The 14,966-nt window shown below is 50.4% G+C and carries 18 protein-coding genes; 10 read left to right on the plus strand and 8 right to left on the minus strand.

Annotation, left to right across the window (positions count from 1 at the left end; genetic code table 11):
- Positions 1-258: 258 nt before the first annotated feature.
- From PSSD_RS11860 to PSSD_RS11870, 3 genes are all read left to right on the plus strand, one after another.
- Positions 259-1,341 (plus strand): mechanosensitive ion channel family protein, encoded by a 1,083-nt coding sequence (locus PSSD_RS11860; protein ID WP_058972378.1) that lies wholly within the window; start codon positions 259-261, stop codon positions 1,339-1,341.
- Positions 1,342-1,481: 140 nt separating this feature from the next.
- Positions 1,482-2,057, plus strand: a complete 576-nt coding sequence (locus PSSD_RS11865) for a cupin (protein ID WP_235589217.1) — start codon at positions 1,482-1,484, stop codon at positions 2,055-2,057.
- 228 nt (positions 2,058-2,285) lie between these two features.
- On the plus strand, positions 2,286-2,495 hold the full coding sequence (locus PSSD_RS11870; RefSeq protein ID WP_058972379.1) for a hypothetical protein: 210 nt from the start codon (positions 2,286-2,288) through the stop codon (positions 2,493-2,495).
- 105 nt (positions 2,496-2,600) lie between these two features.
- Here PSSD_RS11870 and PSSD_RS11875 read toward each other — a convergent pair whose 3' ends face one another.
- The 3 genes from PSSD_RS11875 to PSSD_RS27730 form a co-directional block, all read right to left on the minus strand.
- Positions 2,601-3,839: an IS110 family RNA-guided transposase gene (locus PSSD_RS11875; protein ID WP_058972380.1), complete on the minus strand. Its 1,239-nt coding sequence runs from the start codon at positions 3,837-3,839 to the stop codon at positions 2,601-2,603.
- A 275-nt stretch (positions 3,840-4,114) separates the two neighbouring features.
- Positions 4,115-4,444: a contact-dependent growth inhibition system immunity protein gene (locus PSSD_RS11880; RefSeq protein WP_058972381.1), complete on the minus strand. Its 330-nt coding sequence runs from the start codon at positions 4,442-4,444 to the stop codon at positions 4,115-4,117.
- 1 nt (position 4,445) lies between these two features.
- The gene (locus tag PSSD_RS27730) at positions 4,446-4,595 is read right to left on the minus strand and encodes an RNase A-like domain-containing protein (protein WP_167347668.1); all 150 of its coding nucleotides are present in this window, start codon (positions 4,593-4,595) and stop codon (positions 4,446-4,448) included.
- A gap of 200 nt (positions 4,596-4,795) precedes the next feature.
- On the opposite strand from PSSD_RS27730, the gene PSSD_RS11885 reads away from it, so the two are divergent.
- The 3 genes from PSSD_RS11885 to PSSD_RS26215 all read left to right on the plus strand — a co-directional run bounded on the left by PSSD_RS11885 (position 4,796) and on the right by PSSD_RS26215 (position 7,022).
- A complete protein-coding gene (locus PSSD_RS11885; protein ID WP_235589218.1) occupies positions 4,796-5,734 on the plus strand; it encodes an arginase family protein in 939 nt (312 codons plus the stop codon).
- A gap of 354 nt (positions 5,735-6,088) precedes the next feature.
- On the plus strand, positions 6,089-6,358 hold the full coding sequence (locus PSSD_RS11890) for a hypothetical protein (protein ID WP_039334799.1): 270 nt from the start codon (positions 6,089-6,091) through the stop codon (positions 6,356-6,358).
- Positions 6,359-6,854: 496 nt separating this feature from the next.
- The gene (locus tag PSSD_RS26215; protein WP_064511455.1) at positions 6,855-7,022 is read left to right on the plus strand and encodes a con-10 family general stress protein; all 168 of its coding nucleotides are present in this window, start codon (positions 6,855-6,857) and stop codon (positions 7,020-7,022) included.
- Between the two features lie 111 nt (positions 7,023-7,133).
- Here the strand turns inward: PSSD_RS26215 and PSSD_RS11895 are convergent, their stop codons facing one another.
- The gene (locus tag PSSD_RS11895) at positions 7,134-7,637 is read right to left on the minus strand and encodes a P-loop nucleotide/nucleoside kinase family protein (protein ID WP_058972383.1); all 504 of its coding nucleotides are present in this window, start codon (positions 7,635-7,637) and stop codon (positions 7,134-7,136) included.
- Positions 7,638-7,742: 105 nt separating this feature from the next.
- On the opposite strand from PSSD_RS11895, the gene PSSD_RS11900 reads away from it, so the two are divergent.
- Positions 7,743-8,309 (plus strand): flavin reductase family protein, encoded by a 567-nt coding sequence (locus PSSD_RS11900; RefSeq protein WP_058972384.1) that lies wholly within the window; start codon positions 7,743-7,745, stop codon positions 8,307-8,309.
- 65 nt (positions 8,310-8,374) lie between these two features.
- Positions 8,375-8,911: a peptide-methionine (S)-S-oxide reductase MsrA gene (msrA, locus tag PSSD_RS11905; RefSeq protein ID WP_039334791.1), complete on the plus strand. Its 537-nt coding sequence runs from the start codon at positions 8,375-8,377 to the stop codon at positions 8,909-8,911.
- A 45-nt stretch (positions 8,912-8,956) separates the two neighbouring features.
- Here msrA and PSSD_RS11910 read toward each other — a convergent pair whose 3' ends face one another.
- Genes PSSD_RS11910 through PSSD_RS11920 form a run of 3 tightly spaced genes read right to left on the minus strand, consistent with a single transcriptional unit; the run spans position 8,957 to position 11,523 of the window.
- The gene (locus PSSD_RS11910; RefSeq protein ID WP_058972385.1) at positions 8,957-9,736 is read right to left on the minus strand and encodes an ABC transporter ATP-binding protein; all 780 of its coding nucleotides are present in this window, start codon (positions 9,734-9,736) and stop codon (positions 8,957-8,959) included.
- Positions 9,733-10,494 carry an ABC transporter permease gene (locus PSSD_RS11915; RefSeq protein ID WP_039334786.1) on the minus strand — a complete coding sequence of 254 codons (762 nt, stop codon included), beginning with the start codon at positions 10,492-10,494 and terminating at the stop codon, positions 9,733-9,735. Before PSSD_RS11915 ends, PSSD_RS11910 begins: the two co-directional genes overlap by 4 nt.
- A 12-nt stretch (positions 10,495-10,506) precedes the next feature.
- On the minus strand, positions 10,507-11,523 hold the full coding sequence (locus PSSD_RS11920; RefSeq protein WP_058972386.1) for an ABC transporter substrate-binding protein: 1,017 nt from the start codon (positions 11,521-11,523) through the stop codon (positions 10,507-10,509).
- A 256-nt stretch (positions 11,524-11,779) separates the two neighbouring features.
- Here PSSD_RS11920 and PSSD_RS11925 point away from each other — a divergent pair, with 256 nt between their 5' ends.
- Together PSSD_RS11925 and dcuR are read left to right on the plus strand one after the other, a co-directional pair.
- A complete protein-coding gene (locus PSSD_RS11925) occupies positions 11,780-13,399 on the plus strand; it encodes a sensor histidine kinase (protein ID WP_058972387.1) in 1,620 nt (539 codons plus the stop codon).
- The gene (gene dcuR / locus PSSD_RS11930; protein ID WP_039334778.1) at positions 13,396-14,115 is read left to right on the plus strand and encodes a two-component system response regulator DcuR; all 720 of its coding nucleotides are present in this window, start codon (positions 13,396-13,398) and stop codon (positions 14,113-14,115) included. Before PSSD_RS11925 ends, dcuR begins: the two co-directional genes overlap by 4 nt.
- Here dcuR and PSSD_RS11935 read toward each other — a convergent pair.
- Positions 14,109-14,966, minus strand: an 858-nt coding sequence (locus tag PSSD_RS11935; protein WP_058972388.1) for an FAD:protein FMN transferase, incomplete at its 5' end; no start/stop codon positions are given. The genes dcuR and PSSD_RS11935 overlap by 7 nt on opposite strands.

The raw sequence follows: 14,966 nt of genomic DNA on the forward strand, positions 1-14,966 counted from the left end.
TCTGATGTCAGTAAAACGTTAGCATGAAGTCGCCCCAAAACTCATAACTTTCATTTACTCCATATATATCAGTGCATTAAATATTAAAATCACTCACCCAGCAGATTATTTACGCGTGAATCAAACCAATAAGCCCAATCTTTCATAAACTAATAGATGTGAATCCCGTCATTCACAGATAAACGAGAAAACATCGATGACTGATTTTTGGGACTTATCTGACAACTTTAGGTTGTGAGCTTAATATAAGGGGAAATAATGCCGTTGATATTTGATGAGTTATCTGGCGCGCCATCGTGGGTGCCTGCTGTATTGCTTGTCACCCTCTCATTAGCAGTGGGTTTCCTGGCCCGATTCTTACTCCTCCGATTCATCCGCTACTGGCAGAGTCGTGATCGAAAGCTATTCAAATCACTTGAAAAGCACCTGCGTGGCTCCCTGTTTTTATTCATCCCTTTACTGTTGATCAATGTTGGGGTGAATTACGTTAATGTCCGACCGGATTCGCTCTCCTTTATTACCACCACGCTGAATATCTTTATTATATTGTCATTGTGTTCGATTTTAATTCGCCTGACCAATGTCGCACAGGATATGTTGTTTATTCGCTATGATATCAACCTGTCAAATAATCTTCGCGCCCGTAAAATTCGCACGCAAATCATCTATGTCAAAAAGGTCGCGATTGTCATACTGGTCTCATTCTGTCTCACTCTGATTCTACTCAGCTTCCCTGGAGTGCGAAAATTCGGCACCACTATCCTTGCCGGTGCGGGCGTGGCGGGCATCATCATCGGCTTTGCCTTGCAGAAGTCGCTGGTCAATCTGTTTGCAGGCATACAAATTGCCTTTACGCAGCCGATTAAAATTGATGATGCGGTGGTAGTGGAAAATGAGTGGGGCTGGATTGAGGAGATAAACCTGACTTATGTGGTGGTACGTATTTGGGATTTGCGACGTCTGGTGCTGCCCATTACCTACTTTACCGAAAACGCCTTCCAGAACTGGACGCGTAATAACGCGCAGATATTAGGCTCGGTATTTCTTTACCTGGATTACTCCATGCCACTGGAGCCACTGCGAAAGCATTTTGAAAAAGTGCTCAGTGAAACCAAGCTTTGGGATCAACAGACCCAGGTACTGCAGGTGACCGATACGACGGATAAAACCATGACCATTCGCTTATTGATGACAGCACAAAACTCCCCCACCGCATGGGATTTACGCTGCTACGTGCGCGAAAAGATGATTGAGTTTGTGCAGCAAAATTATCCACAGAGCCTGCCGCGGCTGAGAGCGACACTGACGGAACCGGGGATGGAGAGTTCGGTGGAGAAGTAGTTGATTGTGATGAACGCGATGCTGGTTCAGCTGATAAGGCGGCCGTAGCCGCCACCACAATCGGTGTGGCGGCTATAATGTGATCTACATCTCATTATTTCCAGAGGGTAGACATGGGAAATCTGTCACGTAGACACTTTATGCGTTGGGTCTCAGCCTGTTCAATCGCTGCCCCCGCTATCTTTGATCACTTCTCGGCAACGGCAGCGACCACATCGAATATCCAGCTACTTCATCTGGAGCCAAATGGTTGGGTGCCCAACAATTCAAAGCTTCCCGTCATTCTTTACCATCACGCGTTAGTACCCAGTTCTGATATGACCGATGCCACCGAAGCACAGTTTGAAAAGAACAACTGGCCGCCGCAGTGGGTAGCGAGCATCTTCAACTACCACCACTATCACAGCACCGCACATGAGGTGCTCGGGTGTGTCAGCGGAACCGCGAAAGTCATGCTGGGTGGACCGGGAGGAGAAATAGTGACCCTGAACGCAGGAGATGTGGCACTGCTGCCCACCGGCACAGGTCACTGCAACCAAGGAAGCAGCGATGATTTCCAGGTGGTCGGCGCTTACCCGCCCGGCCAGCAATGGGATATCTGCCGCAAAGCGCCAACAGCATCAATGATACAGCGGATGCGCCACCTTCCCTTTCCTGAGAGCGATCCGGTTCAGGGCAAGAATGGTGCTCTTACGCAGAAGTGGCAGAGGAGCTGAGTGGGTTTGTGGGTTGATTGAGGATTGGGCTGAAGGGGGTGGGAAAGCAGCCTTACTGTGTCGTGAGTAATTCTGGAGGCCTGTGTCATGAAAGGGCAATGTCAGGAATGCCCGCGGATTATCGTGGCAATGTCTGCTGTGTGCCAGGAGCGGACGTTGCACACGATCTTATATGTTAAAATATAGTGGCTGGGCGACTGTGCCCGAAACCTGACGGAGGGATAAATCATGTCTGATTATAATGAGTTCGCTGAAGGAAAGGCCATCTGTAACGAGATCGGCGGCGCGGTGCTTGAGGTTTTGGGTAATAAACGTGAGTTTTCCGTTCAGTCGCTTATCGACGTCATGCAGGACGCACAGCATGACGGGAACAACTACGGCGAAGAACGTGAGAAAGGCATGGATCTGGCGATCAGGATACTGCAGAAGTTTGCGTGAAAGCCGCTCGGAGGCGAGTTCGCCGCCGAAATGTAACGCTCCAAAAAATACTAAGTAATCATCAGCAAACGTCCGTTTCACGCCCTGAGACATTCGACAAGCTTTTTATGGCTTCAGTAAGGGCGAGTTTCGCGCTTTGAGAGCCAGCAAATACTTTGCTTCGTCGTAACAGGTTCTGTGCTTCCAACAGCTATAAATTATACGGATCCATTTAAACGACAGTGCCTGGATCGCAGACTGGTGAGATTTACCCTTCTCTCTGAGGCTCTGATAATACAGTTTGGCCCAGTATGATGAGTTAACCGTCTTGGCGGCCCATTCAACAAAGGTCTGCCTGACGAACTTGGCACACTGCCATCGCCAGTGGACCCAGGACTTCTGGCCACTTCTTTCTGTTACCGGTGCTATACCTGCGTAGTTTTGAATTTCTTCTGCGCTATTAAAACGGTCTCTGTTATCGCCAAGAGCAGCGAGCATACGCGGGCCCATACATGGCCCCATGCCCGGAAGTGATTTAAACAGACCTGCATCTGGCAAGGTATTAAACAGCGTTTCGATTCGTTCATCGTAGGTTTTGATGATTTCACTCACCACTTTAATTTGTGTCGCCAGTGCTGTTGCCATCAAAGCATTAGCCTCGATAACACTCGGGTCTGTGGTCAACGGGATCGCATCATCGATACTCGCAACACGCTGACCGGTAAGGGCTGTTGCACGGCCACCTTTGGCATTCAGAAAGTTGCGAACAGTGTCACGCCTGGCACGCTTCAGTTGTTGCAGACTAGGCCATCTTATAATCAGTTCACACAACAGTAAGCTCCCCCGATGTGAGAACCATTCCAGAAGTTGAGGGTAATATTGTTTGAGAGTGTTGATTAACCTGTTCACAAAGCGACGTTTGTCTTCAATGAGTTGCCGACGCTGTTCAACCAACTGTTGAAGTAATCGAATATCCGCATTGTCCGGCTCAATGGCTCTGATTTTTTTGGGATAACGCAGCATTAGTTCCAGCGCCAACTCTGCATCCTGTGGGTCGTCTTTTGCCCCACTGGGCCAAAAGGTTTGCCTGTAGCGAGCAAGTGATAACGCATGAACAGGAAAAACAGTGATAAACGGGTATTTTTGTAGCGCGAAAACCACTGGGCCTTTCTTAAGCTCAATAGCGACTGCGATCCTGCCTTTCACTTTTTTGTGCAACGCTTTCAGCCAGGTATCAAGTGCTTCTGGCGTATGTTCAATGATATGGAAAACTCGTTCACCATTGTTAAACTGAACGCAGACATCGTGCTTTTTATCTGCCCAATCGAGGCCAATATGAGCAGCAAACTGATTTATCGCAGTCATCACCAACTCCTTTTCATCGGGGATTGGTATGCATTCCACGTTCTTCGAAAGAAATATAGTCAGCAGTTTGTCTGCATGCCCTGAGTATTCGTTAACGAACGTGGAGCACTTACTGGCTCGAAAGAAAAACGGTGATCATCGCATGATTCTCGCTCAATATTCGTAACCAGCAAGCGCATACCCTGAATCATCTAATAGCGTAATTTTCAAGGTATGAAAGTCTATACTTCGCTCATAGCAGCCTCTCTGCTCTCAGGCGTACAGCTTTCAGTAAATTACGATTGGCCCTGATTATCCTCATACTCTTTGATTGCATCGTTAACCATTCTGAGAACCAAATGAAGAAAGTCTTCTGCGGTCGTACCCCACAGTTCCGGAGCAAATTCATCTCTGAAGTAATGATTAAACAACGTTCCAGGGGCATCACTTTTGCTAAGAAAAAGTTCGATATCGGCCACAAGTCCATACCAGCTTGCCCGGTGCTCTTGCTCTAGAAAAGTTCGTATTTTCGGCTCAACTTGAACCGTATCATGAATCAGATCGTAGTCCTGACCGAAATATATTGTGATGAAACAGCTTAACTCGTTGAAATCGGAACGGTGCATATCAGGCCTTTGGAAAAGCGGTGAGTACGAAATAGGGTTTACCGTGCCAGTTCTGAAAACGCAGTACCAGCCGAACGCGATAGCAGCGGATGACCTCAGATGAGCCCCTTCGAACTATTATCCCGGTTTGCCCGGTAAAAACGCTTTTCAATTGCCATCACTCCCTGTTTGTTAAGCCCCGTTCAGTAGTGAGAACAAGCATAAACATCCATTATTCGCTTACAGCAGGCCATCCCTAATCTGCTCAAAATCACTTTCGCAATAAGCCCAGACTATAATCCAGTAACCGCAACACCGACTCAATGAATGATGCTCGTTAGTCCCCAGACGCATTCAGCCAACAGCAGGATAATGATGCAAAAAATTCTTCTTATTCCGTCTAATCTTGGGCTTAACCCACTCTATGAAGGGGACATTCCCGGAACGTATCGCGCTCCGTCAGTGTTGATGCAGCAGGGACTGGATAAATGCTTCTCAGCCTTCGAGATCGTGACAGTTCCCTGCCCTGAATACAGCCCGGAGAGTGAACCGGGCACTGACATTTTAAACGGTCATAAGCTGAGACAGCTTAATCTGAATCTGGCAGATGAAGTAGAAGCTGCCCTTCGCTGCAACTTAAAGCCTGTTGTCATTGGGGGCGACTGCGCAATACTGCCCGGTGCTTTGCTGGGTTGCAGACGTCAACTTGGTAACCTTGCCCTTGTGCATATCGACGGTCACAGCGATTTTCGTCATCCAGGCAACTGGAAGCGTGGACATGGAGATCGTCCCGGCGCGGCGGCCGGAATGGATCTCGCGCTGGTCACTGGCCGTGGCGAGCCCTTACTCACCAAGTGGCCCGGCATTGATGGCCCGCTGGTTGAGGATAAAGCCGTTATTCAACTGGGAGAGCGCGAATCACTGCTGGAAGATTATGAATGGCCTGACATCGCAGAGACTGAAATTTTACGCATCACGGTTTTTGACGCGCTGAAGTTGCAGGATAGCCAGCTCGTCAATTTGATAAATGAACGCCTAGATGATTTTCCTGCTATGCCTTACTGGATTCATCTCGATTTGGATGTGCGGGACAGTGATGAAATGCCTGCGGTCGATTGTCCCGGTAAGCCTGGCTTATCCTCTCAACGCCTTGTCAACGTCTGCCGAACACTGTTTAACCATTCCCGTTGCTGCGGCATTTCAGTGACCATCTATGACCCTGATTTAGATGCAGACAGGAATATCGCTAAACGCGTAGTCGATATGATCAGAAGCATTACTCAAGAAAGTGCACATTGCCCGAATAACTAATGCGCACCAGCCTGCCATGATGCAGCCTGACGGTCGCCATGAATGACGTCCCTACATGAATGGATAGAGTTTTCCATAGGGTGCATTTTTAGCGCACCCATCAAAATATTCATTTATTACTCACTATGTGTCATCACACCTCAGTTCAATGCATGTCCTGTAGGCAATCGCAGCGCAAAGCGTACGATTTAATAATTCAAACATAAACGGTCTTCAAATCGAACTGATTCTACGTCTCGCTTATTTCCGATTCTGACTGGCATGGGTTGAATAACACCAATTTCAATGCGATATTCCTGATGCACATTACTTTATTCACACCGAACGCCGTTCATATTTGCTTAGGGAGTAATAATGTCAGCTGAGGATAGAATCAAGGAACTGGAAGCAACGGTTCAGTACCTGAAGATTGAAACAGAAGTGCTGCGCGAATTGATGATCAAACAGGTTGCGCTGAACAACATCACTTTTAAGGGTAAGTACGATGAAGTTCTGATTCAGATGGCCAGGGAATATGAAGCCCGTGGGCTGGAATCAGATCGCAATCGTGCCCTGCATGAAGCGATACGGCAGTATGTTCGTTATGACTCGCCATCAATAGATGGCAGTGAGCCGTCAGATTAGCACTTTGCCGCAGCAACAGAGCCGCCCATAAGCGGCTCTTCGCTTAACGCTTAGATGTTAGGCTTCTGCTCATCAGGCAGATCCTGACCATCATCGTCGTCATCCGGTAACGGCTCATCGTCACCCGGCAGCGGTATCACTTTATCTGGATCTGGACGCTCTGACATATTTACCTCCAGCTACCCGGAATGGGTAAGTTAAGCTTAGTCGCTGTAGCATTCGCGCGGTTTAAATAAGGAAAAGTTGTGATTAAGGCGTCGAATAAATAATATCAAGACTTACACGCTTGGCTTATTATTGAAAAGTAACATAACAACGCAAAAAATAAAAAATCACTTCGCCTGTAATAAAAATAACCTTGATATTATCAACGTGATACCTTTTTATTCAGCCGTCGCGCTTGAAGAGATCAATTCCACCATTAAAAATAAAAGTGAAAAAAGCACATGATGTGTTTTCCCATCATGTTAATGATCACGCATTAAGAGGCAAGACCATGGCTCAACATAGAGGCGGTTCAGGTAACTTTGCGGATGACAAAAAAAAAGCGTCTGAAGCAGGTAAGAAAGGCGGCCAACAGAGTGGCGGCAGTTTTAAAGACGATCCACAAAAGGCCTCCGAGGCAGGTAAAAAAGGTGGGAAAAGTAGTCACAAAGGATCCTGATGATTCACCTTGATAATTACCGGGACCGGGAGCAAGGAACGCTCCTCACCCACATGCTCATTCAATCCGGGAGACGTTTCTTCTATTACGCCCTACACCGTTCAATCGATGTTAACCGTGCACCACCACATTAAACCCTTCATCCGCCCCCGGTGCAGTAAAGTAGCTGCTGATCAGCTCAAACTGCGCATCTGTCGCCGCAAAGTCGTGGCTGCCTTCAGCATTGCGCGCCTGTAAACGGCTCTTGCACAGTGCGTCCGGCACATCAAGGAAATGCAGTTGATGTTCTGCCTGCGCACTCTGGATCACCGCTTTCATCCACTGACGTTGACTCAAGGTGTTGGCTGGGAAATCCAGCACCACCGATACACCACGTTGTAACAACGCGATTAAGTGCGGCGTCATCGCATTGCGCAGTTTACCTGCACAGCGCACATAATCAGCGACATCCTGCATCTCTTCCGCAAATAAATGCGCCAGCCAGGCATCTTCGCTGATGATGACGGCTCCGTTTTCTTGTGCCAGTTGATGCGCCAGCGTCGATTTTCCCGCAGCAATTTTGCCGCACAGCAGATGTAAGACAGGACGAGATGTGGACACAGACGCAGATTCCATTAACCAGCTCCAGATAAAATGACGCTCTACCATGCCGTGAAATGACGGTCCAGTAAAGCCTGGCAGCTACACTTACTCTATCTCTGTGAAAATAGGAGACGCATGATGAGCCAACGCCTGCATAAAATTGACTTTCCGGTGAGCAAGGCGAGGAAATATCTGGAGCCCGGTCCGGTGGTGTTACTGAGTTCGCAGTTTGAAAATCATCACGACATCATGACACTGGGCTGGCACACCATTCTGGAGTTCTCCCCCTCTCTGGTGGGTTGCATGATCGCCAGCGGCAATTACAGCCATGAGTTGATTCGCCACAGCGGCCAGTGCGTGATCAATGTGCCATCCGCTGATCTGGTCGATAGCGTGGTGGCAATAGGCAACAGCCACGGCGATGGTATCGATAAGTTTGATGCTTTCAAACTCACGCCTGAGCCCGCCAGCGTAGTCAACGCGCCGTTGATCGACGAGTGCTTCGCCAGTTTTGAGTGCCAACTGTATGACGACTCAATGGTGAATAACTACAGCTTCTTCATTTTCGAAATCGTCAAAGCCCATGTTGCCGAGCAACCGGAATTTCCACCCACCCTGCACTACACTGGCGAAGGACGCTTTACCATCATGAGCAATAGCGTGCTCGATAAACACCGCGATTTTAAGCCAGAAATGTTAATTTGAGTCTGTTGAAATCGCACCCGAGCGCCCTCACAGTATTGCTTTCGACCTGACAGGAGTAAAAAACGATGGCAACCGAATATGCGGTGATCGCCGGTGGCTGTTTCTGGTGTACCGAAGCAGTGTTTAAAGATGTGATTGGCGTAGAGTCAGTCGAAAGTGGTTACACCGGCGGCGAGCGCCCGAATCCGACCTATGAGCAGGTGTGCAGCGGTGCCACCGGTCATGCCGAAGCGATCCGTGTTGGTTTCGATCCCGAGCAGGTGAAGTACGGCGACCTGCTGGATATCAGCTTCGCGACACACGATCCAACCCAATTAAACCGTCAGGGCAACGATGTTGGCACGCAGTATCGTTCTGCGATCTTCCCGGCTAACCCAGAGCAGGAAGCAGAAGCGATTGCCGCCATTGCCCGTGCACAGGCCGATCTCAATGTGCCCGTGGTCACCACCATTGAGCCGCTGAAAGAGTGGTACCCGGCAGAAGATTATCACCAGGATTACTGGGATGGTGCCGGTCAGCGCAACGGCTACTGCATGGCGGTGATCCCACCGAAACTGCAGAAGCTGCGTAAGAGCTTTGCCAACCGCGTGAAGCAGGGTTAATCCCTCACACATGCACAACGTCCGACGACGTTGTGCATGTTCACGCTACCCCGCCATCTCCCGTTTAAACACCGCCAGCGTGTGCGCTTTAACTCTGACAAACTCCGGGTCACTCATGATTTCTGCCGTACGCGGACGCGGTAGTGAAAAAGGCACGATTTCAGCCACGCGCGTCGGCCGACGCGTCAGCAGCAAAATTTCATCCGCGAGAAAGACCGCGTCCTCCAGATCGTGCGAAACAATCAGCATCGTCACGCCAGTCAACAGCTGGACCTGCTGCAGCTTGTCACGGATGAACAGCGTCATCTCAAAATCCAGTGCTGAAAACGGCTCATCCAGAAACATCACTTCCGGCTCAGTGGCCAGCGCACGCATGATGCACACCGTCTGTTGTTGCCCACCCGAAAGCTCATAGGGATAGCGCTGTAAGTCAAAACGGATGTCAAACATCTCCGAGAGTTCACTCACCCGCTTTTTCACCGCCGCAGACTTCATACCCTGGCGCTTTAACGGATAGGCGATGTTCTGCCAGGCGGTGAGCCAGGGAAAGAGCGCGTCACGATAGTTCTGGAAAACATAACCAATATTGGTCTCGGCGAGGGTTTTTCCATCGAACAGGATTTGCCCACGATCGATCGGAATCAGTCCGGCAATCATATTCATCAAGGTCGATTTACCACAACCGTTGGGGCCAAATATCGACACAATCTTGCCTTTCGGCAGATCAAGATTGAGATCCTGATACAACGGTTGACCCGCAAAGCTTTTATCCAGCCCGCGAATAGTGACATGGGTATTAGGTTGCGGATATTCCCTGTTTCTCATGCTTTGCCACTCCAGTGCACGCAGCGTTTCTCAATCAGCAGAAACCCCAGATTTAACAAATAACCAAAGGCACCGGTGATCAGAATCGATGCATACATGTCTTTGATATTGAATAATTGCTGCGCATCTATGATGCGATGGCCCAACCCCGTTTCAGAACCAATAAACATCTCTGCGACAATGACGATGACCAAGGCCATTGAAACACCGGTGCGCAAACCCACGAACGTTTGCGGCAGGCTTTCCATCAACATGATGTCTTTGAATACGTGCCAGCGTGAAACGCCCATCACCTGCGCCGCCATAATGCGGGTCTTTTTCGCATTCATCACCCCGTAGGCGCTGTTGAACAGAATCACTAACACCGCAGCAAAGGCGGCAATAGCAATCTTGTTGGTATCGGTAATACCGAAAATCAGCATGAATAGCGGGATTAACGCCGAAGATGGCGTTGAGCGGAAAAAATCCACCAGGAATTCGACGCTGCGATAAAGCCGTTCACTGCTCCCTAGCATCACGCCCAGCGGCACACCGATAATCGCGGCCACGATAAAGGCCATCAGCGTGCGATACAGCGTTGCGCCGATGTCCTGATTCATACTGCCATCGGTCAAAGCCCCCAAGAGATAACCCAAGGTTTCCCCCGGAGAGGGAAGCAATACCGGATTAAGCCATTTGGCACTGACCGCCGTTTGCCATAGCAAAAAGAGCAGTATCGGGCCAATCAGGGGGATCAGTTTGGATCGCCATTTCAGCATGTTCGCTTCTCCTTAAGCTTTGTAGATCAAGGGTTCAACCTGTAATGGCTTGCTGAAAATTTTGCGTTCCGCGAACACGTCATAAAACTTCTGGAACCATTGCAGGTTGTCACCGGTAAGCTGGTCATACATGACGAACCCCGGCAATGGCACTTCTTTCACCAATCCAGCTTCAATACCGGTATAGCCTGCCACATATTGCCGAGCCTCTTCTGGCTGCTGCTGAATGAACTTCACGGCTTCGCCATAGGCATTAATAACCTGCTGTGCACGCGCCTTGTCCGCGTTGATAAAACTGCTGGTTAGCGCCGCGGCACCGCCAAACCACGGCGCGTTGGCATCACCCAGCACATATTTGGCGATCACGCCGGTTTCCAGAACCTTACCCATGCCTTTCATACGCGCCACGGTCCCGGTCGGTTCCAGCGTGTAGACGCCGTCAATTTGTCCGGCAGCCAGTGACGGCGCATGCTGTCCAACAGGCAGCTCAATCACTTTTGTGTCGGTGAAACCGTTTTTCTCCAGAATGATTTTTGCCATGGTAACGTTTTGGATGCCCGGACCACTGGCAATACGTTTACCCTTGAGATCGCTGATGGATTTTGCCGTGCTGTTCATCGGCACAAGGAACTCATCCAGCACCATTTTTTCATTTGAGGGGTTAGAGCAGATAATTTTGAACAAGTCTGGGCTGGTAATCGCCCCCAGGCCCAGCGCGCCGGTTGCGGTGCCGTTGGCACATCCATGAATGCGACCGGTGATCATCGCTTCAACCACTTGTTGCGGGCTGGCAAATTTAACCGCCTTGACATTCAACCCAGCTTGTTTGAAGAAGCCCTTCTCAATACCGGCGTATAACGGCAAACCACCCACAATCGGCCAATAACCAATCAGAATTTCATCATCTGCTGCCAGTGCCGCTGTACTGCCTAATACGCCACTGAGTGCGACACCGCCGAGTGCCAGCATGGAATATTTCATCATCTGACGACGCTGTGCGTTGACGTTCTCTTTATCATTGTTACGCATGTTTACCCCTCCAGGGTGATTGACTGGTATGCGGCCTTGTATACAAGCCAACAAAACCTATGCAGATGTCGTGCCAATCACAATTGAGCCGTGATGAGGGGAAAAGGGGGGAACAAAGGGGATTAAGCGAAAATTATTGGTGCAACCTGCGCACCACAGACGCACATCGCGTGGCAACTTCAGGTCCTTGTGAGTTTATGACGACCTTTTTACATTTAACCGTCATAATAGCCCCCTCTTCTTTCAGGGAGCGACAATGAGCACGCCACAGCCTGTAACACCCGCACGTAAGCGCCCAATGAAACTCAACACCCTGGTGACACTGATGCTCAGCGCAGTGATCGTGCTGGTGCTGCTCAGCGTGCACATGTTCTATTTCTTTCAGATTGGTGCCGCTACGCGAACGCAGTTGGAAGAGAAAGCGATGGCCGTAGCGCGCACACTGGCCAAATTGCCGGAAATACAGCGCGCGCTGGTACTACCGCCCAACACCACCGCGATCCAACCTATCGCCAGAGAAGTGCAGCAGAGCAATCATCTGCTGTTTGTGGTGGTGACCAACATGGACACCATTCGCTATTCGCACCTTAATCCTGAGCTGATTGGCCAACACTTCATTGGCAATGACATTGAACCTGCGCTGCTGGGTCACGAGAACGTCTCAGTGAATCAGGGCGTGCTGGGGCGTGCGATGCGCGTTTATACCCCGGTTTATGATGCACAGCATAAACAGATTGGTGTGGTGGTAGTGGGTATATCACTCAGCGCCGTTGCCGATCAAATCAATGAGAGTCGCTGGAGCATTCTGTGGACCATCCTGATCGGCACCGTGGCGGGCGCGATTGGCACCTTTATTTTGGTGCGGGTGCTGAAACGCATCCTGTTTGGCCTGGAACCGTATGAAATTTCCACCCTGTTCGAGCAGCGCCAGGCGATCCTCAACTCGGTGAAGGAAGGCGTGGTGGCGATGGACGACCAGGCCGAAGTGACGCTGGTCAATCAGGCAGCGCGCACCTTGCTTAACAACGCCTTGGCCAATGGCAACGTTAGCGGTGATGCGTCCGTGATCCATGACCATCTGCAAGCGGTACTGCACAGCGGTCGCGCACGGCGTGATGAAGAGTTAAATGTGAATGGCCGATTGCTGCTGAGCAATACCGTACCGGTGCACAGCCAGGGCCGCATCATCGGTGCGGTCTGCACCTTCAGGGATAAGACCGAAATCAGCCAGTTGATGCAGCGTCTGACCGGCATGGTAAACTACGTCGATGCGCTGCGTGAGCGTTCGCATGAGTTTATGAACAAACTGCACGTGATTCTTGGCCTGCTGCACATGAAAAACTATACGCAGGTCGAAGCGTATATCCTGAAAACAGCCAATAATTACCAGACTGAGATTGGCTATCTGCTGGATAAAATTAAGTCACCGGTCATTGCTGGTTTTCTGCTCAGCAAGATTAATCGCGCTTCGGATTGCGGCCATCGCCTCACCATAAGCGATGCCAGCTTCGTGCCGGATAGCGGCAATGAAGATCAAATGGCAGCCCTGATCACCGTGATCGGCAATCTGGTGGAAAATGCGATCGACGCGCTCAGCGAGCAAACCGAAGGTGAAATTCACCTGATGCTGCACTACCAAAACGGTTGGCTGGCCTGTGAAGTGAGCGATGATGGTCCGGGCATTGAGCCGGAGCACCTTGCCACCATTTTTGACAAGGGCTTCTCGACCAAAGGTGAAAACCGGGGCGTAGGGTTATTCCTGTTAAAACAACAAACAGAAAACCTCGGTGGCGGTGTGAGTGTTGAATCAGAACCTGGCGTGTTTACGCAATTTTTAGTACAACTTCCCTGGGATGGAGGAAATAAATCCACATGATCAATGTGTTAGTGGTCGATGATGACGCCATGGTTGCCGAACTGAACCGATCGTTTATCGGCCAGGTGCAAGGTTTCAACTGCTGTGGCACGGCTTCAACCCTGAAGCAGGCCAAAGAGTTCCTGTTTAATAGCGACACGCCGATCGATCTGGTGTTGCTGGATATCTACATGCAGCAGGAAAATGGCCTCGATCTGCTGCCTGAACTGCGTCAGGCGCAGAGTGCGGTGGAAGTGATCATCATCTCTTCTGCGGCCGATGCCGAAAACATTAAAACCTCGCTGCACTATGGCGTGGTGGATTACCTGATCAAGCCATTCCAGTTCCCGCGTTTCGAAGAAGCACTGACCAGCTGGCGCCAGAAGAAGTCGCTGATGGATAATCAGCACTATTATCAGCAGTCCGATGTCGATCTGTTGATTCACGGCAACCCGGCCACCCAGCATGACAACAAGCGTCTGCCGAAAGGCTTAACGCCGCAAACGCTGCGCACGCTGTGCCAGTGGATTGATGCGCATCCCGGCCATGAGTTTTCCACGGATGAACTGGCAGCAGAAGTGAATATTTCCCGCGTGTCTTGCCGTAAATACCTGATTTGGCTGGCGCAGATTAATATTCTGTTTACCAGCATTCATTATGGTGCCACCGGCCGCCCGGTGTATCGCTATCGTTTACAGCCAGAATACCATTCGCTGCTGCAACAATACTGTCAGTAACGTAGCTGCCAACTAAAGTCGCGCTGCTGGAATCGGAAGTGGCGCGGCGAAGAGCAGATGATCTGTCGATCGCGTGTGACAAATATTGCATCAAGCTCGGGTTGGTCGGCAAGATACGCCAGCCCTTGTTCCACGCCCATGCCGTACAGCAAGGTGGTGTAGATATCACCATCCAGCGAACGATCGGAGATCACGGTGATGCTCAATAGCTCGTTATCCAACGGATAGCCGGTGTGCGGATCGAAGATGTGATGCCAGCACTTGCCGTCCAACTCGAAGTAGCGCTCATAAATCCCCGATGTCACCACCGATTTGCCCTGCACCTGCAACACACCTAACAGCTCATCCCCGGCAAAGGGTTTTTTCAGGCCGATACTCCAGCCCTGAGGTTCATGTGGCGGTGAGCCAAGCGTCTGCACGTTACCACCGAGATTAATCAACGCTTGCACGACACCCTGCTGGCGCAAAAATGCCTGCACCACGTCGGCGATATAGCCTTTGGCGATGGCCCCGAGATCGATCTCCATGCCTGCTTGTTGCAGAAACACCGAGCGATCCTGCTCATTGAGGATCACCTGGTGAGGATCGGTCAGCGGCAATAGCGCGGCAATCTCCTCTGCGGGGGGAATTTCACGCCCCTGAAAACCAATCTTCCAGCGTTTCACCACCGGACCAATGGTGAAGTTGAAGGCGCTGCCCGGGGAGATGCTCACGGCATGCGCCACGCTAATCAATCGAAAGACCGCCTCACTGACGCGCACCGGATGGCGACCAGCAGCGTGGTTAATCGACATCACTTCGGATTCGGTACGGTTGACCGTGAACAGGTTTTCCTGCTGTTTGATAAGTTG

This window comes from Type-D symbiont of Plautia stali (assembly GCF_001485335.1).
Taxonomy (GTDB): Bacteria; Pseudomonadota; Gammaproteobacteria; order Enterobacterales; family Enterobacteriaceae; genus Pantoea; species Pantoea vagans_C.